A 23,782-nucleotide genomic window follows, 5' to 3' on the forward strand; every position below is an offset into this window, starting at 1 on the left:
TTGTCGTTCATTCTGTCTGTTCTACTTCCCTGGAGTACGGCTGAGAAGAAGCTCGTACTTGTCGAGCGACGCTCCGAGAATGGAGTCGTTGCCGCCCGCCCCCCGGTGGGAATTCCGGAAGGACTCGCTTACGGTCCAGGCTTTGAATGCATCCTCGTTCTCCCATACGGTACAGATCTTCAGCTCTTCTGCGCCTTCTTTGGCGCTTGCATGCCATACCTCCATGCGCACAAAGCCGGGCATGTCCTGAACGCCGCCCGTTCCGGCGAACCGCTGGGCCAGCGCAGCTCCGGCGCCTTCCTTGACCTTGATCGTATTCGTGACTACGAGCATAGCTTTAAGCCTCCCGCTAATAATGGATGAAAGATTGCGGATAACATTCTATTGCGGATTGGTTGTCCAGATGCCTGCCGTCTTGATGACTACGCGGTCCGGCAGCTTCAGCGCCGTCAGCGCCAGCTCGGCGACGTCCTCAGGCTGCATCATCCGGTCTTCGTCGCCGATCGGCAGGCCCGCATTCACCGCCAGCGGGGTATTGACCGTGCTTGGCGTCAGCGCCACAACCCGGATGTTGAACTTGCGCACTTCCTGGAAGAGCGCCTCGGTCATGCCCATGAGCGCGAATTTGGACGCACAGTAGGCGGAGCCTGTGGCGAAGCCGCGTTCTCCGGCAGTGGACGAGACATTGATAATGTTGCCGGCCTTCTTCTCGATCATCGCAGGCAGCGCGGCGTGGGTAACGTAATAGGCGCCGAACAGATTGATGTCGATATGGCGTTTCCATTCTTCGGGGTCCATATCCACCAGCGTACCGAAGGTAGCGACGCCGGCGTTATTGATCAGGACGTCGAACGTGCCGAGATCGTTCTGGATAGCAGCCACAGCGCGCTCCGCTTCTTCGCGGACCGAAATATCGGCGACGGCAATGCTGATCTTAACATCGTGAGCTTCGGTGATTGCGGCTTTCAGCGCCTCCAAATCGGCGGCGGTTCGGGAGATCAGTCCCAGATTGGCGCCTTCCTTGGCGAGCGCCAGGGCTAGGGCTTTACCGATGCCTTTGCCGGCACCGGTAATTACTGCGGTTTTTCCTCTAAGTTCCATCTCTTTAGAATCACTCCTTTGGTTTGGTTAAGTTTCTGCGTTTATTGAAGGAGAGGCCCAGAGCAGGCCTCACACATCCAGCTTCGTCAGCGGCTGAACCGCCGGTCCTTCGATCACTTCGCCGTCATAGGTGTAACGGGAGCCGTGGCACGGGCAATCCCAGGAGCGTTCACTCTCGTTCCAATCGCATTCGCAGCCCATGTGCGTACAGGTTCTGTCCACCAGGTGAATACCGCCCTCGGGGTCCTTGTAGGCGCCGACGCGCTTTCCATCGTGGCGGACAACGCCACCTTCGTCCGGCTTCAAATCCCCGATTTTTTTATGAGCGAATTCCACCTTGCCTTGGATCAGCTCCTTGGCGACATTGGCGTTCTCCACTACCAGATTCTTGATGCCCGGGTTGGCCTTGAACCGGGTCGGATCGTACAGCTCCGTATAGGGATTCGGTTTGCCTTGAATCTGATCGGCAATTATCCGCGCCGCCAGTGTGCCCGCCGTCATTCCCCATTTCGCGAAGCCTGTGGCGATGTAAATCTCCTTGTCTTTGGACAGCTTGCCGATGTAAGGGACCTTATCTACCGTAATCAAATCCTGGGTGGACCAGCGATATGGAATCTGGCGGATGCCCAGAAGCTCTCCGGCGAAAATCTCCAGATTCTCATAATGTTTGATCGTACAGCTGCTCTGCCCTGTCTTATGGCTCTCGCCGCCGGCGATAACCAGCTTTTTGCCCTCCCATTCGACCGCGCGGAGAGAGCGTCTCGGCTTGCCGACGCATAAGTACATTCCGCCTTCATAGTCGGTTTCAGGCTCGAAGGCCAGGGCGTACGCGCGTTCCGCATGCAGGCGCGCAAAGTACATCGCTCCCCCGTCATAGAACGGAAAATGGGAGGCCGATACGGCATGCCGGCACTTGATGCGGTGCTTGCCCCGTTCGGTAAAGAGCGTCAGGCCGTCCTCATCCTCCACCTCTTCGCTGATCATGGTATGCTCGTACACGGTTCCGCCCTTGGCGAGAAACGCTTCAAGCAGTCCCTTCAGATACTGCAGCGGGTGGAAGCGGGCCTGGCCGGGAAGCTTGATGCCGCCTCCGATGCGCATGGGCAGCGATACCGAATCTACCCATTCCCCTGGAAGCCCCAGCTTGCGGTAAGCCTCGAGTTCATCCTCAAGCTCCTTCAGCGTTTTCCCGTCGCCGACATCGCCGTATATATAGGCATCCTCACGCTCCAAACCGCAGGATAAGCCAAGCTTCCCGGCCGTTTGGAGAATCCACTCCAAACTCTCGCTGTTCGAGCGGAAATAAGAGCGCGCGTGCTCTTCCCCGAAATGCTTGATCAGATTGCTGTAGATCAGCCCGTGCTGGGCCGTAATTTTGGCCGTCGTGAAGCCCGTTGTGCCGGCGAGCAGCTCGGTGCCTTCAAGCAGCGTAACCTTCCGCCCGGCCTCCGCAAGCAGATAAGCCGCGGTAATACCGGTAATGCCGCCGCCCACCACGGCGATGTCAGTGGTGTGATCCTCCGCTAGCCGGGGAAAGGAGGGCAACTCCGTCGTACCCCTCCACAGCGATTCCGGAAATCTGGGCAGACTCTCCGGCCATTTATATTCTGGTTTCATTTACCGAATTCCTCCCTAATTATACAGTTACCATTTCAGTTATTACCACTGAGATAACAAAAGAAACTTGCAGGGAGGTTGGTTTCAATATCAAATATTGGCGACGCAGACCTTGTTTCGCCCCGAGTTCTTGGCCGCATACAGCGCACTGTCCGCATATTGGCAGAGAAGGTTTCCGTCCGCGTCCTGGATGTTTTCCGGATAAGACGCCACCCCGACGGATACGGTGAGATGAACTTTTTTGCCTAAAGGCAGTACAAAACGGTCACTCTCCACAGCTGCGCGGATGCGCTCCCCGGCCCTTTGCGCTTGCTGGAGCGGGCAATCCGGGAGCAAAATGGTAAACTCTTCGCCTCCGTTGCGCGATACGATATCATAGGAGCGGGAGTGATTGCACAGGCGGCGGGCCAGCTGCTTCAGGACAGCGTCACCGGCAGGATGGCCGTAAGTGTCGTTGATAACCTTGAAATGGTCGATATCAATGGCGAGCATCGACAGGCTGTTGCCCCGCCGTTCAGCCCGGGCCATCTCTGTATCCATATGTCGGTGGAACTGGCGCAGGTTGTTCAGATTGGTAAGGTAGTCCGTCGTTGCGCGATGCTCAAGCTGCGCGTACAGCTCGTTGGAACGCTGAATGTATTCGGCGATATAATACACGCCAAGTCCGGCGGCAAGAGTAACCCCGAGCTGCAACGGGAAAAATTCCATGACCTTGGCCAAGCTTCCGAGGTTGCTGCTGAGCGTCACAAAGCTGATGCCCATGCTGATCAGGTTGCTGACCATGACTTTGCGCAGCCTGGGCCAGGGAAGTATGGAAATCCAGCAGCAGCAAAAACCGATAATCAGGAGAGAAACGCCCGCCGCTACGGAAGAATAGGACACTCCATAAAAAAGAACCCGGCTTATGGCCAGCAGCACGGAGCAAATCAGTGCGGGCAGCCAGCCGATATATGATGAAATGATAATAATCGTCAGGTGACGCAGGTTGGCGTAGCTTCCCGGTCCGACCGGAAAGGAATAGCACATCAGGATCATGCCGAACAATCCGAAGAGCAGCCCGGCGTTGACTCTTGCAGCGATGCTGACCGAACGGCCGGCGACGACAAATTTTTTGGACAGCATCCCGGACAGATACAGAAAAGTCACAAGGATGCAGAAGTTTGCAAAAAGGCTGTTGATCAATTTTAATATCATCATGGCGGTATCAAGAGCTCCCTGAATAAAGTGGCCGTAACCAACTGCGGCTCTTGCTTATTTTATCGGAAATTCCAGTCAGAATGTTGAAGAAATTTGTCGAATTAGATCGACTTTTTTGTAATGCCGGGCTCTCTAATGATTGACCGGAATGCTACAAAGATTTATACTTGATCTAAAAATAAAAAGTTAGGGTGATCGAAGTGAGACATCTGAATCTGACTTCCCAACGCCAAGCCGTTTACGATATTGTCCGTGAATCGCATGACCACCCGACTGCGGCGGATGTGATGAACCGTCTGGTCGAAAAGGGGCAGAACCTTGCCTACGGCACTGTATATAATTCGCTTCGCTATCTTGCCGACAAGCAGCTGATTCGGGAACTGAAGCTGGGAGAAGCCGCCAGTCGCTATGACGCTCGTATGGACGACCACCAGCATATTATTTGCGAGGTGTGCGGAGCGGTGGATGAAGTGATGAGCCATGTGCCCGCGGGCTGGCTGGAGGAGGTCGCCAAAGAGACCGGCTACAGCATCGGACATGCGCATGTCGTTTTTGGAGGCGTTTGCTCCGCCTGCCGCAGCAAAGTTGTGAATTAACCGGGCGGCAGAGGCTCATTGCCGGCGGGGATATAACATAGAATGCAGAAAGGGCTTTCCGGCCAGAACGGACGGAAAGCCCTTTTTGTGTCCATTTGTGGAATGCCTGGATATTTTTATGAGCAGAATCAAGAAAAAGAGTAGAATAACAGCCAACATTTGCCGATATAACATTATACATTTGCTAAGCGATCTACCGTTATTTTATCCAGTCGAATGGGGGAACAGAGAAGATGCCCAGAAAGAAAAAGGCAGGCTTGACTATGCGCACCAAATTAATTTCCATTTATTTACTTGTGCTGATTGTCCCGGGTCTCATCATCGGAGGTTTGACCTATCGGACGGCCAGCAGCGCGGTGACGAATCAGCTCGTCAACAGCTCGCAGGAGAGTGTTACGGCGGTCAATGAAATCGTCAATTCGAATATCCAGTCCAAAATAGAGGACGTGAAGTATTTCGTCGACGCCGTTTCTTCTTCCACCGTGAACAGTGACCCTAACGGAGGAGGATACGCCGAGCTGAAAGGCCGGTTGAAGGAATATGCGGCGATGCATCCCGATGTGCTGGAAGTATATATAGGAACCGACCAAGGCAAAGTCGTAAAAGCTTCCGATACCCCCCTGCCCGCCGGATATGATCCCCGGAAAGATAACGCTTATGTTAGCGCTATCAAAAAAGGCGGCGCTCCAGTGATCTCCCCTGTGTTTCAGAACGCGAACAAGGAGACAGTGGTCTCCATATCGTCGGTACTAAACGACAAAAGCGGCGTGTTCTTTTTGGAGCTGAACCTGAAGCAGCTGGCGAATCTGGTCGATCTAAAGGTCGGCAAGGAGGGGTATGTCCTGATTGTGGACAGCAGCAAGAGGTTTGTGGTGCATCCGACGGAGCCGCTGGGACTTCAGTCAAACATGGAATTTGTCCGGAAAATGTTCGAAAAGGATGCCGGCTCGTTCGATTATGACTATAAAGGCGCCAAGAAAAATTTGACCTATATGACCAATAATCTTACCGGCTGGAGAATAGCGGGAACCATCAACAAAAGTGAAATCACCGGCGCGTCGCAGGGCATCCGGACGACCGCGCTTATTGTAATCGCTGCGTCCATCCTGATTGCTTTGGTGCCGCTCTACTTTGTTCTGCGCGCGCTTCTGGCGCCGCTCGGCCGGCTGAGCAAAGCGACGGAGATCATCAGCCAGGGCGATCTGTCGCAGGATATCGGCTCCTTCGGACAGGACGAGATCGGCCATCTGGCCACTAATTTCCAGACCATGGTTTCCAGTCTCCGGGAGATGATACTCGGCGTGCAGGAAATGACCGACAACGTATCTTCCTCGGCTGCGGAGCTGACGGCCGGAGCCGAAATGACGACAAAGGCGATCGAGCATGTGACCGTCGCCATTCAGGAGGTGGCTGCGGGCAACGAGCGGCAGGTTGGCAGTGTGCAAAGAGGCATGGAAGGCACGGCGGCGACTACGGCGGAGGTGTCCAACATTTCCGGGTATATGAATGAAGTGTCGGCGATGATGGACAATACGTCCCGCTCGGCCGCTGAAGGCAACGACTCGGTTATCCAGGTCGTCGATAAAATCAACGGCATTCACGAGACGGTCGAGGAGCTCGGAGCCGTCATCGATAAGCTCAATGAGCGCAGCGGACGGATTGTAGGCATCGTTGGCATCATTACGGGAATCGCCCGGCAGACGAATCTGCTGGCGCTCAACGCGTCGATTGAGGCGGCGAGAGCCGGGGAGCATGGCCGCGGATTTGCCGTTGTCGCCGCGGAGGTCCGCAAGCTGGCCGAGGAATCGGAGCATTCAGCGCGGGAAATCTCGGAGGTTATCGTTTCGATTAACAGCGAAATGAAAGAAGCGATAACGCGGATGAACAGTGCCAAGGAGAAAGTATCCGAAGGCATCCTCGCGGTCGATACGACAGGGCGTTCTTTCTCGCGGATCCGCAGAGCGGTTAAGGGAGCGGCGGAAAAAATCAAGGCGATGGGCGAAGGTGTTCAGGCACTGTCTCTGGAAGCCGGCGGTATGGAGAAGGCAATGGAGGAAGTTCGCTTGATTTCCCAGGAGGCTGCTGCGAATACGGAGACGATTTCAGCAGCCGCGCAGGAGCAGCTTGCCTCGGTTGAGGAAATCGCATCCTCGTCGTCGGACCTCAGCCGCCTGGCCGATGACTTGCAGACTCTGGTCAGCCGCTTCAAACTGTACGGTTCCGGTGCGGCAGGTCAGACTGCAGAGCCGGGAGCAGAGCCAAATACGGCTTCACCCGAGGAAGAAACTTCCCGCGGAATAGCAAGCTAGAACTTTCTTTGGCATCTCCTTGCAAGTATACTGTTAAGCAAGCAGCAAGGAGAACAGAAGGAGGAGACCGCATCATGGCCGATCAACTGAAAGGCGTGACCATTGCTCTTGCCGGCCCTCGCAAGTCGGAAGAGCTGGCGAAGCTGATAAGCAATATGGGCGGAACCGCACTCCTGAGGCCAGCCCAGGGAACGGTATTTCTGGACGGGGAAGAGCTTCGCCGGGAGCTGGAAGAATGGACCTCTAATCCCCCCGACTGGAGCATTCTTACTACGGGAATGGGCCTGGACGCCCTGTACCAGGTTGCAGGCGACATGGGCATTCAGGAGCGCTTTCAGGAAGTGCTTGCCGGCTCGATGATCGCGGCCCGGGGCTACAAGACAGTAAACGCGCTGAAGAAAAGAGGGCTTGTGCCGAATGTTCGGGACGATGACGGAAGCACGTCGGGGTTGATCCGCGGCCTTGAGGCCTTCGACCTCCGGGGCAAGACCGCCGTTCTTCAGCTGCACGGCGATCCCGCCCCGCGGCTGAACGCCTGGCTCAAAGAAGCAGGCGCCGAGGTCCGGGAGGTTCTGCCTTACCGTCATATGCCGCCGGAGCAAGCGGACCTCGAGCGGCTGCTTACGGAAATAACCGAGGCCAAGGTCGACGCCGTTACTTTCACCAGTGCGCCGCAGATCCGTTTTCTGGCCGAATACGCGGACAGCCGCGGTATGCGGCAGGCGATGCTTGACGCCTTTGAGGCCGGAGTGCTTGCGGTTGCAGTGGGCCGGATTACAGCCGACGCGCTCAAGGAGGCGGGCATCCGGCGGATCGTCATGCCGGAGCAGGAGCGGATGGGCAGCATGATCGTGGAGCTTGGCCGCTATCTGGCCGCCAATCGCTAGGGGCCTTCCAAGCAAAGATAACGGAGCATTTTCGCGCCGAAGCCGGCCGGAGATGCTCTTTTTACGTCGCACCGTTTAACCGGCGGAAGGGGTTCCCCGTTTTTCGCGAATGGACATACGCCAGCATTTTACTTAAAATATAGGCAGTATGATTGAACGAATACGGTTACCGACACGAGGAGGCCTTTATGGATAAAAGAAAATGCCTGCTGCTGGGGGAGTACACACATCCCCGGTTCCATCCTTTGCAGGGTGTGGATGAGCAAATCAGCCATATTTTAAATGATTTGATGATTGTCCAATGTTCGGAAAACAGAAAAATGCTGCTGACCGAGAATATTAGCGGTTATGATCTGTGCATTGCATATAATGAGTTGTGGAATGAATCGGTGTCCCCGCAGCAAACGGCCGGACTGCTGAGCTATGTCGCCGGCGGAGGCGGACTTATCGTCTTACATACAGGCGTGTCCCTCGGGAACCGGAATGAACTGGCCCAATTGATCGGCGCCCGGTTTGGGGGGCATCCCCCGTACGGACCGCTTGAATTCCGCACGCAGGAGCATGATATAACGGAAGGTGTAGGAAGCTTCAAGCTGGATGAAGAGCCGTACCGTTTCGAATTCGATCCGTTTACGGAGAAGACGGTGCTGCTGGAATTCGAGGCAGGCGGACAGTGGTGGCCGGCGGGCTGGTGCCACAGCTACGGTCTCGGACGAGTCGTCTACCTGATGCCAGGGCATCATGAGCCTACGTTCCTTCATCCCGAAGTGAAGAAGCTGCTGCTGCAAGCCGCCAAATGGGCGGCCCGGATTCCGACCCGGCAGTAAAGGTCCGTCTTTTGTGCGCCCCCGCCCGGTAAGGTATAATTTAAAATACAAGAAGCCTTCAGCAAAACGGAATCCAAGGAGGAAGAGAACATGAGCGATTTGTTGAAAAAAGCGATCTCTTTAGGAGTAGGACTCACCGTTGTCAGCAAGGAAAAGGTGGAAAAAGCCGTCGATGAGCTGGTCAAGCGGGGAGAAGTGGCTCCCTCGGAATCCAAGGCGCTTGTAGACCGGCTGATTGAGCGGGGCGAAGAAGAACGGGGCCTCATTAAATCGGCGGTTCAAGAGCAGGTGCAGCGCGTGCTGAAGGATTTAAACGTTCCGGCTAAAAGCGACATCGCCGCCTTGGAGGAACGAATAGCCGTTCTGGAGCGGCGTCTGGCCGAGCTTGAGAGCATATCTCGATTGGAGGGATCGCAGCCGGCGGAAGGTACGCCGGATACGCGCACGGACTGAAATGGTGCGGATCAGGCATGCCGGACGTTACCGGTCAATCGCCATGGCGCTGATGCGCCATGGCTTCGGTTATATGGTGGAAGAGCTGGGGTTATACCGCGTACTGTCGCTTCCGCGCCGGCTCGTGACTCAGGAAGCGCATGCGAGCCGGACGCTCGGGGAGCGGATACGCCTTGTGCTTGAGGATTTGGGGCCGACCTTTATCAAGCTCGGCCAGCTTGCGAGCACGCGCTCCGATCTCCTTCCGGAGTCTATTATCTCGGAGCTCGTCAAGCTGCAGGACCATGTTCCCCCTTTTCCGGCGGAAACGGCGCGGCATATTCTTGAGCAGGAGCTCGATCAGCCGCTTAATGAGGTATTCGATTCCTTCGAGGATGCTCCGCTTGCCGCAGCCTCCATCGGACAGGTTCATCGCGGCGTGCTTCTGGGCGGAACGGCGGTGGCGATCAAGATCCAGCGCCCCGGCGTCATGCGGATGATGAGCCGGGACCTTGAGATTCTCCGCGATCTGACGGCGCTTGCCGAGCGGCGTCTGGACTGGGCGAAGCAGTACGGCATTTCCCGGATGGCGGAGGAGTTCTCCAAGTCCCTGATGAACGAACTCGACTACAGTCAGGAGGGCCGCAATGCGGAAAGGATCGCGCAGCAGCTGGAAGACAACAAATCGGCTTATATTCCGGCGATTTATTGGGATTATTCCTCCTCGCGGGTACTGACGATGGAATATGTGGAGGGCATCACGCTGAACCGGCGGGAAGCGCTGCTCAGCAAGGGCGTCAATCTCAAAGATACCGCCGAGCGGCTGGTGGACATTATGCTGCGGCTGATTTTTATCGACGGCTTCTTTCATGCCGATCCCCATCCCGGAAACGTCATGCTGACGGAAGAGGGGAAGCTTGGGCTGATCGATTTCGGGATGGTCGGCCGTCTGAGCGAGGAGACCAGGGACCATCTGTCGGGCCTGATCATCGCACTGATGCGTAAAAATACGGAAGCGATGGTGCGCGCAATTCTGCGTCTCGGGGTCATTCCGGAGGAGGCGGACCGTTCCGCGCTGTATGAAGATATAGACCGGCTGAGAGAGGAGTACTATGATGTTCCGTTCAGCCAGGTCAGCATCGGCAAGGCGCTTAACGATCTGTTCGCAGTTGCCAGGCGGCACCGGCTGGCCATTCCGCCCGATCTGGCGATGCTGGGCAAGACGATGCTGACGCTGGAAGGAGTCGTGGGCGAACTGGACCCTTCCTTCAGCATCATCCAAATGGCCGAGCCTTTCGGCCGGCAGCTTGTGAGGCAGCGCTTCAGCAGCAGCCGGCTGCAGCGCAAGCTGCTCGGCGGGGTCGCCGACCTTGCCGAGAGCCTGGTGGAGCTGCCCGGACAAGCCCGGCAGCTGTCGGCCCTTATCAGCAAGGGTAGGCTGAAGGTCGAGATCGGCGTCCCCGAGCTGCAGAGCCTGCTGCGGAAGCTGGACCGCATCGGCAACCGGCTGTCCTTCAGCATCGTGCTGCTGGCCTTCAGCATTATTATGGTTGGCCTGATTATCGGCTCTTCGCTCCGCCGCGAGCCATCCGTGCTGTGGAATTTTCCGACCATTGAAATCGGCTCGGTGGTTGCGCTGTTCATGTTTATCTGGCTGATTTATTCGATCTTCAAATCGGGAAGATTTTGAATATAGATGGACAAGGGACGGAAGAACTCCGGCAGGAGTTCTTCCGCTTTTAATGTATGGGGAGTATCCAAAACGGAAATCGATAAAACGAGAAAGAATGAGGTGATGAAATTGCCGGGTTTTAGAGAGTTGGGAGTTTCGGAGGCGCTGACCGCGCTTCTGCGGGGACAAGGCATTGCACAGCCTACCCCGGTTCAGGCGGAAGCGATTCCGCCGGTCGTGCAGGGGCTTGATGTCATCGCGAGAGCAAAGACGGGGACAGGCAAGACGCTCGCTTTTCTGCTGCCGATCCTGGATAAAATCAGACCGGACCGGCCTTTTCCGCAAGCGCTGATTATGGCCCCGACCCGGGAGCTGGCGCTGCAGATTACGGAAGAGGCACGCAAGCTAACGCACGAGAGCGACATCAAGATTCTGGCGGTGTACGGCGGTCAGGACGTAGAGAAGCAGCTGCGCAAGCTTGAGGGCGGCCGGCATCTCATTATCGGTACGCCGGGCCGGCTGCTGGATCATATGCGGCGCGGAACGCTCGCGTTGGGCGGAGTGACCATGCTCGTGCTCGACGAGGCGGATCAGATGCTGCATATGGGCTTTCTGGCCGAGGTGGAGAGCATCATTACCGCGATCCCTTCGCGGCGGCAGACGATGCTGTTCTCGGCGACGATGCCCGATCCGATCAAACAGCTGGCCGCCAGCTACATGAAGCAGCCGGTCGATATTGTGATCAAGAGCGGCTCGCCGATTCCGCTGGACAATATCCGCCAGCAGGTCGTGGAATGTACCGACCGGGCGAAGGAGGAAGCGCTGAAGGCGCTGATCGACCGGGACCGCCCGTATTTGGCGATTATCTTTTGCCGGACGAAGCGCCGGGTGTCGAAGCTGAATGAAGCCCTTATCGAGGCGGGCTACGACTGCGACGAGCTGCACGGAGACCTGTCGCAGAACAAGCGGGAGGCCGTCATGAAGACGTTCCGGGAGGCGAAGCTTCAGCTGCTCGTCGCCACCGACGTCGCCGCCCGGGGGCTGGACGTGGAGGGCGTGACCCACGTCTTCAATTACGATATGCCGCTGGATGTGGACAGCTACATCCACCGCATTGGCCGCACCGGCCGGGCGGGCGGCAAAGGGCTCGCGATCACCTTCGCCTCTCCGCGCGACCGCGCGGGGCTCGAGATGATCGAGCGGGGCATTTCGCAGCGGCTGGAACGCCGCCGCTACGAGAAAGGCGAATTCGGCGACGCCAAATTCGTCACTGGCACGGGCACAGGCGGCGGCGCTCGCGGAGGCGCCGCTGCCGAGTCCGCGCGGACCGGGCGCGGACCTAAAGCGGGCGCCGCGCGGGTAAGCGGCCGCGGCAAGGAAGCCGGCGGCCGGAGCGGGGACGCCGGCCGGGGACGGCGCAGCCGCCAGGACGCGGCGGCTGGGGACAAGCGCGCGACGCATAGCGGCCAGGGCCGTGCGCCGGGCGGTGCGGCCCGCGGCGGCAGCGGGAAAGGCGCCGCCGGCAAGGCCGCACCCGCGCGCGCTGGCCGGGGCAGCGACGGCCAGCGCGCGCGAAGCGGCGGGCCGGGTGGGCCGGGCCGCAAAGGCGACGGCGGCCGGGGCAACCGCGGCAGGTAACGATGCCGGGTGTGCCGAAAGCAGGAACAACCGCCAAGTTTATGGCGGGTTGGCAGAAATTTCCTCAGGGGCGGCTGAAACATTTGCCGCCTTTGGCTTGTCTATAAGGTGATAAAGCAGCAACACCGGTAATAAGGAGGAAGCGCCATGCGCAAACAACTATGGATACCCCTCCTGTTCCTTGTCGTCATCGCCGCCGGCTGGGGAATAGGTAAATATACATCGCCGGCTTCACCAGGCGGCGGGGCCGCAGCTACAAATCAGCCGGACCTTAAGGGACCGGGGGCGGTGGAAACAGCAACCCCGTCATCGTCACCGACACCGGTTACGTCGCCGGCTCCTTCAGCCTCTCCAGAGGGTCAGAACGGTGACCCGGCAGAATCGGCCATGCTTGCGGCAACTCAGCCGGACAGCATCGGCGTGATCGTGAATAAGCAGTATGGGCTGCCGGATGATTACAAACCGGCGGATCTGGTGTATCCCGACGTTCCGTTCCTATTCAAAGAAAAGCTTGAAAAGCGGATGATGCGAAAGGAAGCGGCTCATGCGCTCGAAGAGATGTTCGCGGGCGCAAAGCTGGACAAGGTATATTTGGCGGGGGTCTCCGCCTATCGCTCCGCGAAGACGCAGCGGAGTCTGTTCAACGCCTATGTGGAGCGGGACGGGGAGGAAAAGGCGCGCACATACAGCGCTGTTCCGGGCTACAGCGAGCATCAGACGGGGCTGGCGATCGACCTCTCCGGAAGAGACGGCAAATGCGCGGCTGAGAGCTGCTTCGCCGGAACGAAGGAAGCGAATTGGCTGGCGCTCCACGCGCCGGACTACGGTTTTATTATCCGTTATCCGAAAGGCAAAGAAGCCGTTACGGGTTACATGTACGAGCCGTGGCATATCCGTTATGTGGGCGAGAAAGTCGCCCGTTACCTTACGGACAAAGACATTACGCTTGAGGAGTATTACAGCGCTGTGCCCGTCTCCAAGTAGCGCGCGCTGACTACCATTTTTGCCTTAATTAAGAGGCAGGGTTTGACCTTGATTCACCAATTCACGCCGCGGTTAAGTAGTGTAAAACCGCTATTAGCGCTAAAGGAGGCGACAACGTGTCCGAGCATAATCATGTTGTGAGCAAAGACGGCAGCGTGGCGATCGAGATGGTGAAGGAAACCTTGAACCGGATTGAACCGGGGCAAAGGGAAGAAATTTTGAACGACTTTGACGCCTTTCGAAACTATTTAAGAAAACGGGTGGAGCTGGCCCGGAAAATCGGCCTCAGCGAGGCCCAGCTTGCCCAAGCGGCCGAGAAGGTGGCCGATTATCTGGCCGCTTACGAGGAGCCCCGCAATAGCGAGGAGAAGCTGCTTCTGGAGCTGTGGAAGATCGGCAGCAAAGAGGAGAGGACCAAGTTCGCTTCCATGCTGGTCAGGCTTGCGCTGTCGGAAACGGACTAGGATCAGAATGAACGGTTTCTCCCTCTCTGGCTCTGCCGGAGAGGGTTTTTTGGGTTCTTAAAGCCTGAAGTCAGTTCTCGCGGAAAGGATGCCTTACCATGATTAAGTTCAGTGTGCTTGACCAGTCGCCGGTATCGGAAGGAAGCTCGCCCGCCGAAGCGCTCGCGCAGACCGCCGCGCTGGCCCGGGAAGCCGAACGGCTCGGTTATTACCGCTTCTGGGTAGCGGAGCACCATTTTGCACCAGGTCTGGCCGGATCGAGTCCGGAGGTGCTGATGGCCCATCTGGCGGCCGTTACCTCTTCCATCCGGATCGGCTCGGGAGGTATCCTGCTGCCCCACTACAGCTCATACAAAGTCGCGGAGAATATTCGGGTGCTTCAGGCCCTGTATCCCGGGCGGATTGATCTGGGGATCGGCCGGGCTGCCGGCGGAGGCGTTCTGGCCGTCCGCGCTTTGCAGGAACACGGTAAAGCCGGTCCCGATAATTACCCCTTACAGATTGCCGATCTGCTCGCCTATCTGAACGAAGGGGCGGACCTGCATCACCGTTTTGCGGGCCTTCAGGCCATGCCCAGGGTCTCTTCTCCCCCGGAGATCTGGCTGCTCGGTTCCAGCCAGGACAGTGCTGAACTGGCCGCCAGGCTGGGAACGGGGCTGGCTTTTGCCCGTTTCATTAACGTTAGCGGCGGCGAGGAGGCAATGGCGGCTTACCGCGACCATTTTTGCCCGTCGCCTCTGCTCCTGAAGCCCAAAGGCATGATCGCTGTGTTCGCGGTCTGCGCCGAGACGAAAGAGGAAGCGGACCGGCTTGCATCCAGCATGGACCTCTCGGCCGTCCTGCTGGACAAGACGCATGTCTCCGCCCCTACGCCTTCCGTCGAGTCCGCGCTGTCCTATCCATATACGCCTTATGAGAAACATATTGTACAGGAGAACCGGAAACATATACTCGTCGGCTCACCGGAACAAATCCGCGGTCAGCTTAACGAGCTCTGCGAGCGGTTCGGCTGCGAAGAGGTCATTATCGCCAGTGTGATGCACCGCTTTGACGACAAGCTGAAATCTTACCGGCTGATTGCGGAAGCCTGCGGGCTGTCCGCGCGTTAGCACCCCGTTAGCTGCTGCCCGCCGGCGCATTGCGGGTTTAGTTTTGTATCTTCCGTGAAGGGAAATCCCCTTTTCGGGAGATTTTTTTATAATGTGGACGAATAGTGAAAGCGTAATAACTTGAAAAATAAGGCTTGACGCTTTTCAAAGACCCTGTATCCTGAAATAGAGCTAAAGCGCGGCATGTCCGAAGAAATGCGGCTGCCGGCGGAGCCGGGACAAGGTTCAGGATCAAGGTGCAGGAGGTCTATATAGAGATATGAGGTTAATTACGGAAGTTGCGGCAGAGACGGGGATTCAGGAAGAGCATCTGGAGTTATACGGAAAATATAAAGCAAAGCTGGCTCCATCCTTGTGGGAGGAGATCAAGGGACGTCCCGACGGTAAGCTGGTGCTGGTGACCGCCATGAACCCGACGCCGGCGGGAGAAGGCAAGACGCTGACGACGATTGGACTCGCGCAGGCCATGAACAAGGCGGGCGTCAAGACGGTGGCCGCGCTGCGTGAGCCTTCGCTAGGTCCATGCCTTGGCATGAAGGGCGGAGCAACGGGCAGCGGGAAGGCGCAGATTGTTCCGGCCGATGAGATTAATTTGCATTTTACGGGCGATATTCATGCAGTGACATCAGCGCATAATTTACTGTCGGCGATGATCGACAACCACATCTTCCAGGGCAACGAGCTGGGGCTGGACCCGACGCGAATCGTGTGGAAACGGGTCATGGACATGAACGACCGCAGTCTCCGCAATGTCGTTACGGGGCTTGGCGACGGCAACGGAATTGTCCGGGAGAGCGGCTTTCAGATCACGACCGCTTCGGAAATTATGGCCGTGCTGTGCCTGTGCGCTAATTTGGCCGATCTAAGGGTTCGCCTTGGCCGGATGCTGATCGGCTATGACCATGAAGGACATCCGGTGACGGCGGGCGAGCTGAAAGCGGTAGATGCGATGACCGCCCTGCTGAAGGAAGCAGTTAAGCCGAATCTGGTGCAGACGCTTGAAGGAACGCCGGTCATCGTCCATGGCGGTCCGTTTGCCAATATCGCGCACGGCTGCAGCAGTGTGATCGGCACCCGCTACGCCCTGAAGCTGGGCGAAGTTGTCGTGACGGAAGCGGGCTTCGGCGCCGATCTCGGGGCGGAGAAGTTCATGGATATCAAATGCCGGCAGGCGGGCCTGAAGCCATCCGCAGCTGTGCTTGTTGTTACGGTAAAATCGCTGAAATATAACGGCGGCGTGCCCAAGGGAGAGCTTTATGCCGGAAACCGGGCCGCTCTGCTGGCCGGAATGAGCAATATGGAGCGCCATATCCAGAATTTGCGCAAATTCGGCGTTCCTGTCGTCGTGGCGCTTAATCATTTTGAAGGAGACAGCCAGGCGGAGATTCAGGAAGTGCTGGCGGCTTGCCGGCGCTTGGGCGTCCCCGTCGCTATTTCGAAGGCGTGGGCCCAAGGCGGAGCCGGGGGCCTGGAGCTGGCCGAAGAGCTGAAGATGCTGCTGGAGGGCAGCGACACGTCTGCTTTCGCGCATTTATATGAGGACGAACTCGACATTCCGTCGAAGATCGGCAAAATCGTCAAGGAAATCTACCACGGCGCTGATGTGTCCTTCAGTCCGGCAGCCAAGCGGAGTCTGGCTATGATCGAAAAGCTGGGCCTTAGCCATCTGCAGGTGTGCATGGCCAAGACGCCGTATTCCTTCTCCGATCAGCCCCGTCTGCTCGGCGCCCCGCGCGGTTTCACCGTTCAGGTTCGCGACATTACGCTGTCGCTGGGAGCCGGCTTTGCCGTCGTCATTACGGGCAGCATCGTCACGATGCCGGGACTTCCGGCCAAGCCGGCCGCCGAAGGGCTGCGGATCGACGAGGAAGGACGTCTGCTCGGCCTACTGTAGCATGACCTGAATCTTATCCATAGGTACATTAATCCCCAGGCAAGGCGTTCGCGAGGCGTGGAGGTTAGGTGGTGGGTGGGGATAGGGGGAGTTAGTGGAATAGATGGCGTCGGTTGCCGAAATTCCTGCGTTTTTACATTTTTTTCGTGTAAATCCATCCTCCGAACCCTAATTCCTGCCGAAAGTGCAGGAATTCTTCTCCTATCTCCCCATTTGGCGGCGCGTGAGCTTGAAAAGCTGCAGAATGGTATCCTTTTCTTCTTCCTGCGAAATTTACCTGACAAACCTGCAGATTTGCAGGAAATGCCCGGCGACATACACCGAGCGCAGACTGAACAGGAAGGTTGTTGATAGGGCAGAGTTGGTGGAGGGTTAGTGAGTTATTTGGATGGATAGGTGGGTTAGCTAACGGGGGACAATAGATTGCCGAGATCCCTGCGTCATGTATAAATCCCTAGGTTTCCTGGTGAAACCTGGGGATTTTTTATGGAGACTTTTATTAAAAAAACAAAAAGGTGCGTTCCTCTCAACGGGGCGGCTGCTTCATTCTTCCACCGACATAATGCAAGTGCAGGCGGGCCAAACTAAAACGGACTTCTCGCGAAGCGGTTCATTTCAAATTGTGAACAATGTGTTAATTGGCAGAAAAATGATTGAAATGTGATAATTATCACAATATAATGATTGTATAAAGTGAAAAAAATCACATCAACAAACGTTTTGTCTAAAAAAAAGAGCTTTGCATTTGGAGGAGGAAGAAACCATGAAAGTAGCCGTTATCGGATGCACCCACGCAGGAACCGCCGCCATTGTCAACACAGCCCAGCTGTACCCGGAAGCCGAAATTACCGTATATGAGCGCAACGACAACATTTCGTTCTTGTCCTGCGGCATTGCGCTGTATGTCGGAGGCGTTGTGAAAGACCCGCAGGGGCTGTTCTATTCGTCTCCGGAGAAGCTGGCCGAGCTTGGAGTCAAGACCAATATGCGCCATGAAGTGGTATCGGTGGATACGAAGAACAAGACACTTCGCGCACGCGACCTGAACACGGGCAAAGAATTTGACGATGCCTACGACAAGCTCATTGTGACGACAGGTTCCTGGCCGATCGTTCCTAAGCTTGAAGGGATGGACCTGGATAACATTCTGCTCTCCAAAAACTACAATCATTCCAATACCATTATCGAAAAATCGCGTCACGCAAACCATATCGCCGTCGTCGGCGCGGGTTATATCGGCATCGAGCTGGTCGAGGCCTTTCAGCTTAACGGCAAAAAGGTCACGCTGATCGACGCGGAGCCGCGCATTCTGAGCAAATACCTCGACCCCGAGTTTACGAATCCGATCGAGCAGTCGCTGAAGGATCACGGCATCGAGCTGGCGCTTGGCGAGAAGGTGAGCTCCTTCAAGGGCGAGGGCGGCAAGGTATCGACCGTCGTTACGGACAAAGGCGAATATCAAGCGGATCTGGTCATTCTCTGCATCGGCTTCCGTCCGAACACGGAACTGCTTAAGGGACAGGTCGATATGCTGGACAACGGGGCGATTATCGTCGACAACTACATGCATACAAGCGCGCCGGATGTGTTCGCCGCAGGAGACAGCTGCGCGATTCACTACAACCCAACAGGTAAAAAAGCCTACATCCCGCTGGCGACCAACGCCGTACGGATGGGCACGCTGGTTGCCCGCAATCTGGTGAACAACACGATTCCTTATATGGGAACGCAAGGGACTTCCGGCATCAAAATTTACGAAGACAATATCGCCGGAACCGGCATGACCGAAGCCGCCGCCAAGCACGAGGGAATCGACGCCGAAGCGGTCATGATTACGGACAACTACCGTCCGGAGTTTATGCCTACTTTCGAGGAGGTCCAGCTCAAGGTTGTCTTTGAGCGCGGCACGCGCCGCATTCTGGGAGCGCAAATCATGTCCAAAGTGGATTTGACCCAGTCGATCAATACGATCTCGGTCTGCATCCAGAACGGCATGACGGTCGACCAGCTCGCCTTTATTGATTTCTTCTTCCAGCCGCATTACAACAAGCCGTGGAACTTCCTGAACACGGCCGGCCTTCAGGCGCTGCCGAAACCTGCGGAGAGCAAACAGCCGGTCAGAGTATAGCGGGTTCAGTTAAGCAGCACGAATTAAATATCCATACCGGGGCCGGGCGCGGCTCCGGTTTTTTGTTTTTACAGAGATGTTGTTAGATTTTGCCGTGTGGAGAAGAAGGTTGTAATAGAATTGTAAATAACTCCCTTTTTAAATGCTATACAATTACATAATTGGCTGGTGAAGGATGGTCGGGGGATTTTACTCCTTGGAGTATTCGTAGAACACAGTCAATGATACGTTATCCTTCCCGGGTAGATACTAGAACCTGATATTAAGGAGAGAGTGATGTGAAAAATGAATTAAAGCCTTTAATAGGTTTGTTATTGTTAGCAATACTACTGATATCCTGCTCGTTTAAGGGTGCTGGTGTGGAACCAACAAGCTCAGCAAATCCCAGTGCAATTGCTAGTACACAGGTGAAATCAACAGCACCTGCAGCTGATTACATCACGATGACTTATTCAGAATATTCAACTACAGATAATAACGGAGCCATAAAGACACAAATATTAAGCTATGATACAGCTACAAAAGAAATGAAAAAGGTCTTTGAATTCGATTATACAGCTCAATATCCGTTGGGCTTCTATGATAAGCCTAATCAATTGTTGTACTATACCCAAAGGGTAAATACAGACAAGGATTACGGAGACCAGATTTTTGTCAGGGATTTATCGAGTAATAAAAGTAATCAACTAACTAATAACTTAAATGCAGTCAACTATATTATTCCTTCAGGAGATCGACTGTTTTTTGTGGCTAATGTAAAAGGAGAGCATGGTATACGACTAGGAGCCATTGATCTCAACACCCATGAGATGACGCTCTGGGGCGATAATGACATGCTCGTAGAAACAATCACACTAGATCACAAAAACAAAAAAATCTATGCTTCTGCATATTCGCTGAAGCAAAGAAATTATAGCCTGGCCCATCAAGATGGACCTGCGGGACAGAACAATTTTAAAATGCCAACTTATACCGTATATGAAACGGATTTCGATTTGAAGGAGACAACCAAACTTTTTAGCAAGAATTACTGGATTCGTATGCTGATGAATAAAGATGGTCATGTTATTGCATTTTGTGACAAGGAATATAATAAGGGACAAGTGCCTTCTACGGTTGTTGACTATGACATTGTCAAGAAAACATCCAGTGAGAGTAAGTGGGACACTGTAAGATTACAAAGAGGAGATGCCAATTACTCGAACGATAGCAATAAAATATATGCGATAGCAGTCGTTAATAATAAACGAGGGTTATTCGAGTATGATGTGAAGAGTAATAAATTTACTGCTATATTTACTCCTGAAGTTGGGTTCATTAATAACATCCAGGTTGTAAAAGGATCAAACAATTAAAGCACCTTATCCTGAAATTCAGTTTGGTCACGATACTAGTGTCCTTTCAGAATATCTGGGTGTTTCTTTGTATATTAAACGTGCCCGTACAAATGGTTGTTTTCAAAATCCAGCCAGCCATTAATGTTTGAGTCGGTGCGGACGGTTGTATGAATAAGGGCGGTTTTAACAGCAGTTTGTATGTCTCCCTTTTACAGTTTTCGGAAGCGATTTAAAGTTTGTCACACTGGTGAAAAAATTCACTTGTTATTTTCACAAGTGATAATTATCACGTAAATGTGGGGAGCAAAGAGCTACAATGGGCCTAAATGAAAAATTTAAAGTAATAGTGAAGGAAGAAGGAGACAGAAACCATGGCTTATAACAAACCGCAGCAAATAGCCGAAGTGACGGTGGAGAACGGAATCAAGAAGGCTCACAACCCTCTGCTCACCGTGCTTATTCTCGGCTTTCTGGGGGGAGCGTTCATCGCTCTGGGATATTTGCTTGATATTCGCGTTATTGCCAGCGCGCCGAAGGAATGGGGGTCCATCGCCAGCTTTATCGGGGCATCGGTGTTCCCGGTCGGACTTATTCTCGTGCTTCTGGCAGGGGGCGAACTGCTTACCGGCAATATGATGGCTGTGCCGCTCGCCTTGTACTCTAAGAAGATCTCGTTCGGAGAAACGATCAAGAACCTGATTCTGATTACGCTGAGCAATTTTGTGGGAGCCCTGTTTGTCGCTTATTTCTTCGGCCATGTTGTGGGTCTGACCGCTGACGGCGTCTACCTCGATAAGCTGGTTGATCTGGCGGAGCACAAACTGGACGCTACGTTCCTTCAGGCTTTCGTCTCAGGTATCGGCTGTAACTGGCTTGTGGCGCTGGCGGTCTGGCTGTCCTACGGAGCCGACAATTTCAGCGGCAAAATCCTCGGCATCTGGTTCCCGACCATGGCTTTCGTTGCCATCGGATTCCAGCACGTTGTTGCTAACATGTTCCTGATTCCGGCGGCTATCTTCGAAGGCCATTTCTCATGGGGACAGTACCTCGGCAATTTCGTGCCGGTCTGGCTCGGCAACCTGACAGGCGGAGCCCTGTTTGTGGCGGGCGTCTACTGGAACGCCTATCTGCGCAAATCGCCTGCGGCGGTTCAATCTCTGGACAGCGTGGCCTCGGCCGGCGTGAAGAAGCACGCTTAATTACCGGGAATTCCGGCCATAATTTATAGCTTCATTGCCTGATCAAGGGCGCCGTCTCCGGGGGAGCGGCGCTCTTTTGCATGAGCTGCTGCCGGGCAATAAAAATTCGCCGTAATCGCTGACGGTTCGGGGGAACGAAACCGAAGCTTACGGCGAAAAAATAGGGAGTATTTCATACCGTCTATTACCCGGCTTTCACCGGTTCGAATCAGCAGGAGCATTCCCGTTTTGCTTTACGGATAGGAATGTTGGAATATACAATGAAAGCAGCAAACACGAGGAGGGCCAAGCGGCATGAACGAACTCGAGAATGGCATATTCCCTGCCGTATGCTCACTGGATTGTCCCGATACTTGCGGGCTGCTTGTGCATAAGAAAGACGGCAAAATTGTAAAAATCGAAGGAGATCCCGAGCATCCGGTCACCCGGGGAGCCATCTGCAACAAGGTCAGGAACATGGCGCAGCGCGTCCACCATCCGGACCGGCTGACAACCCCGCTTCGGCGCGTGGGGCGCAAAGGGGAGGGGGCGTTCGAGCCGATCAGCTGGGATGAGGCGATTGCCGAGATTGCCGGCAAATTCTGCAGTCTGTCGGAGGAATACGGACCGGAAAGCATTCTGCCATACAGCTTCTACGGCAATATGGGTGTACTCAGCGTGGAGGGCATGGACCGCCGGTTCTTCAACGCACTTGGAGCAAGCCGCCTGGAGCAGACCATCTGCAATGCCGCCGGAAGCGCGGGCTGGAAATATACAATGGGCTTCAGCGGCGGGACAAGCCCGGAGGATATCGTGAACGCCGAGCTGATTATCGTCTGGGGCGGAAATATCGTCAGCACGAACATGCATCAGGTTGTGCTGGCTGAGCAGGCCCGGAAGAAGGGCGCCAAAATTGTCGTCATAGATGTCCATAAGAACCGCACGGCGCAGTGGGCCGACTGGTTCCTGCCGCTCTATCCGGGGACGGATGCGGCGCTGGCGCTCGGCATCATGCATATTTTGTTCCGCGACGGGCTGACGGACGCGGATTTCCTCAAGACTTACACGGTGGGGCATGAAGAACTGCGGCAGCAGGCGGAAAAGTATACGCCGGCGGCTGTGGCAGCTATAACAGGCATCCCGGTAGAAGACATTGAAAAATTGGGAACATTGTACGGAAAAGCTGCGGTCTCCTATATCCATATCGGCAACGGGCTTCAGCACCATGATAACGGAGGCATGGCGGTGCGCAGCATTGCCTGTCTGCCTGCGCTGACCGGACAGTGGCTGAAGCCGGGGGGAGGCGCGATCAAGGGCAACGGCGGGTATGCCGCGATGAATTCCCGGGCGCTGGAGCGTCCCGACCTGCGCCCGAATCCTCGGGCGCGCAGCATTAATATGAACCGGATCGGCGAAGCGCTGGAAATGACGGAGCAGCCGATCAAGGCGCTGTTCGTCTACTGCAGCAATCCGCTCGTCGTCACGCCGGATGCGGAACGGGTGCAGCGCGGATTTGCGCGTGAAGACCTGTTCACGGTCGTGCATGATCTTTTTCTGACCGATACGGCCAAATACGCCGACATTGTGCTTCCGGCGACGTCGACATTTGAGAATACGGATTTGTACAGCTCCTACTGGCATCATTATATCCAGCTTCAGGAGCCGGTGTTAAAAGCCCCGGGCGAGTGCAAGAGCAATGTCGAGCTGTTCTCGCTGCTGGGAAAGGCCATGGGCTTTGACGAGGAAGCCTTCGGGCAAAGCGAGGAAGACATGATCCGCGAGGCGCTGGACTATCCGCGCAATCCGTATTTGAACGGGGTGACGCTGGAGCGGCTGAAGGCCGAGCGGCATGTCAAGCTGGATATGACGCCCAAAGCGCGGTATCTGGACAATCTGCCCACACCTTCCGGCAAAATTGAGCTGTACTCACGGGCGATGGAGAATGCGGGGCTGCCGCCGCTGCCCACCTATACTCCGCTTACCGAGGGCTTTGACGGCATCCGGCGGCCGGGCAGGGAAGACAAGTATCCGCTGATGTTCATCTCGCCGCCGAATCATAATTTCCTCAACTCCACCTTCGCTAATGTCGGCAAGCATCAAACCTTAGAGAAAAGGCCTACGCTGCAAATTCATCCGGTTGATGCGGCGGTGCGGGGCATTGCCGACGGGGATGAGGTCAAGGTATACAATGACCGCGGCGCGATCGAGATTTGGGCGTCGGTAACCGACCGAATGCTGCCCGGCACTGTCATCAGCCAGGGGCTGTGGTGGGAAGGCAAGGACCGCCCGCAGCGGAGTAATGTGCTGACCCCCTCCCGGCTGAGCGATATGGGGAAGGGAGCCACCTTTTTCTCGGCTACGGTCGAGGTTGAAGTACGTTAAAGCGTCAATGCACAGGCTTGCCCTGAACGT

The 23,782-nt window shown here is 55.5% G+C and carries 19 protein-coding genes; 15 read left to right on the forward strand and 4 right to left on the reverse strand.

The genetic code is table 11. The annotated features are described in order from the left end of the window. Window positions 1-21 precede the first annotated feature (21 nt). From G5B47_RS07310 to G5B47_RS07325, 4 genes are all read right to left on the reverse strand, one after another. Window positions 22-333: an antibiotic biosynthesis monooxygenase gene (locus tag G5B47_RS07310; protein WP_165096167.1), complete on the reverse strand. Its 312-nt coding sequence runs from the start codon at window positions 331-333 to the stop codon at window positions 22-24. 48 nt (window positions 334-381) lie between these two features. Continuing rightward, window positions 382-1,101: a 3-ketoacyl-ACP reductase gene (locus G5B47_RS07315; protein WP_165096170.1), complete on the reverse strand. Its 720-nt coding sequence runs from the start codon at window positions 1,099-1,101 to the stop codon at window positions 382-384. Between the two features lie 69 nt (window positions 1,102-1,170). Next, the gene (locus G5B47_RS07320; RefSeq protein ID WP_165096173.1) at window positions 1,171-2,718 is read right to left on the reverse strand and encodes an FAD-dependent oxidoreductase; all 1,548 of its coding nucleotides are present in this window, start codon (window positions 2,716-2,718) and stop codon (window positions 1,171-1,173) included. Between the two features lie 90 nt (window positions 2,719-2,808). Continuing rightward, complete coding sequence (locus G5B47_RS07325; protein ID WP_165096176.1) at window positions 2,809-3,915, reverse strand: diguanylate cyclase; 1,107 nt, start codon at window positions 3,913-3,915, stop codon at window positions 2,809-2,811. A gap of 200 nt (window positions 3,916-4,115) precedes the next feature. On the opposite strand from G5B47_RS07325, the gene G5B47_RS07330 reads away from it, so the two are divergent. The 15 genes from G5B47_RS07330 to G5B47_RS07400 all read left to right on the forward strand — a co-directional run bounded on the left by G5B47_RS07330 (window position 4,116) and on the right by G5B47_RS07400 (window position 23,752). Beyond that, window positions 4,116-4,511: a Fur family transcriptional regulator gene (locus tag G5B47_RS07330; protein WP_165096178.1), complete on the forward strand. Its 396-nt coding sequence runs from the start codon at window positions 4,116-4,118 to the stop codon at window positions 4,509-4,511. 233 nt (window positions 4,512-4,744) lie between these two features. Then, on the forward strand, window positions 4,745-6,820 hold the full coding sequence (locus G5B47_RS07335; protein WP_165096181.1) for a methyl-accepting chemotaxis protein: 2,076 nt from the start codon (window positions 4,745-4,747) through the stop codon (window positions 6,818-6,820). A 74-nt stretch (window positions 6,821-6,894) separates the two neighbouring features. Then, window positions 6,895-7,707 carry a uroporphyrinogen-III synthase gene (locus tag G5B47_RS07340; RefSeq protein ID WP_165096184.1) on the forward strand — a complete coding sequence of 271 codons (813 nt, stop codon included), beginning with the start codon at window positions 6,895-6,897 and terminating at the stop codon, window positions 7,705-7,707. A 188-nt stretch (window positions 7,708-7,895) separates the two neighbouring features. Continuing rightward, window positions 7,896-8,534: a ThuA domain-containing protein gene (locus G5B47_RS07345; protein WP_165096187.1), complete on the forward strand. Its 639-nt coding sequence runs from the start codon at window positions 7,896-7,898 to the stop codon at window positions 8,532-8,534. Between the two features lie 45 nt (window positions 8,535-8,579). Continuing rightward, the gene (locus tag G5B47_RS07350; protein ID WP_328804486.1) at window positions 8,580-8,987 is read left to right on the forward strand and encodes a phasin family protein; all 408 of its coding nucleotides are present in this window, start codon (window positions 8,580-8,582) and stop codon (window positions 8,985-8,987) included. 1 nt (window position 8,988) lies between these two features. Continuing rightward, window positions 8,989-10,656, forward strand: a complete 1,668-nt coding sequence (locus G5B47_RS07355) for an ABC1 kinase family protein (RefSeq protein ID WP_235949759.1) — start codon at window positions 8,989-8,991, stop codon at window positions 10,654-10,656. Window positions 10,657-10,767: 111 nt separating this feature from the next. Beyond that, entirely contained in the window at window positions 10,768-12,276 is a 1,509-nt protein-coding gene (locus G5B47_RS07360) for a DEAD/DEAH box helicase (protein ID WP_407945215.1), read from the forward strand. A 147-nt stretch (window positions 12,277-12,423) separates the two neighbouring features. Next, window positions 12,424-13,260, forward strand: a complete 837-nt coding sequence (locus G5B47_RS07365; protein ID WP_165096195.1) for a M15 family metallopeptidase — start codon at window positions 12,424-12,426, stop codon at window positions 13,258-13,260. A gap of 116 nt (window positions 13,261-13,376) precedes the next feature. Beyond that, window positions 13,377-13,724 carry a DUF3243 domain-containing protein gene (locus tag G5B47_RS07370; protein ID WP_165096197.1) on the forward strand — a complete coding sequence of 116 codons (348 nt, stop codon included), beginning with the start codon at window positions 13,377-13,379 and terminating at the stop codon, window positions 13,722-13,724. Window positions 13,725-13,822: 98 nt separating this feature from the next. After that, on the forward strand, window positions 13,823-14,833 hold the full coding sequence (locus G5B47_RS07375) for an LLM class flavin-dependent oxidoreductase (RefSeq protein WP_165096200.1): 1,011 nt from the start codon (window positions 13,823-13,825) through the stop codon (window positions 14,831-14,833). 259 nt (window positions 14,834-15,092) lie between these two features. Next, window positions 15,093-16,727 (forward strand): formate--tetrahydrofolate ligase, encoded by a 1,635-nt coding sequence (locus tag G5B47_RS07380; protein ID WP_165096203.1) that lies wholly within the window; start codon window positions 15,093-15,095, stop codon window positions 16,725-16,727. Window positions 16,728-17,490: 763 nt separating this feature from the next. Continuing rightward, window positions 17,491-18,855, forward strand: a complete 1,365-nt coding sequence (locus tag G5B47_RS07385; protein ID WP_165096205.1) for an FAD-dependent oxidoreductase — start codon at window positions 17,491-17,493, stop codon at window positions 18,853-18,855. A 278-nt stretch (window positions 18,856-19,133) separates the two neighbouring features. Further along, window positions 19,134-20,210 (forward strand): hypothetical protein, encoded by a 1,077-nt coding sequence (locus G5B47_RS07390; RefSeq protein ID WP_165096208.1) that lies wholly within the window; start codon window positions 19,134-19,136, stop codon window positions 20,208-20,210. A 353-nt stretch (window positions 20,211-20,563) separates the two neighbouring features. Then, complete coding sequence (locus G5B47_RS07395; protein WP_165096211.1) at window positions 20,564-21,391, forward strand: formate/nitrite transporter family protein; 828 nt, start codon at window positions 20,564-20,566, stop codon at window positions 21,389-21,391. A 294-nt stretch (window positions 21,392-21,685) separates the two neighbouring features. Further along, on the forward strand, window positions 21,686-23,752 hold the full coding sequence (locus G5B47_RS07400; RefSeq protein WP_165096214.1) for a molybdopterin-containing oxidoreductase family protein: 2,067 nt from the start codon (window positions 21,686-21,688) through the stop codon (window positions 23,750-23,752). Window positions 23,753-23,782: the final 30 nt, after the last annotated feature.

This window comes from Paenibacillus apii (assembly GCF_011043685.1).
GTDB lineage: Bacteria > Bacillota > Bacilli > Paenibacillales > Paenibacillaceae > Paenibacillus_AQ > Paenibacillus_AQ sabinae.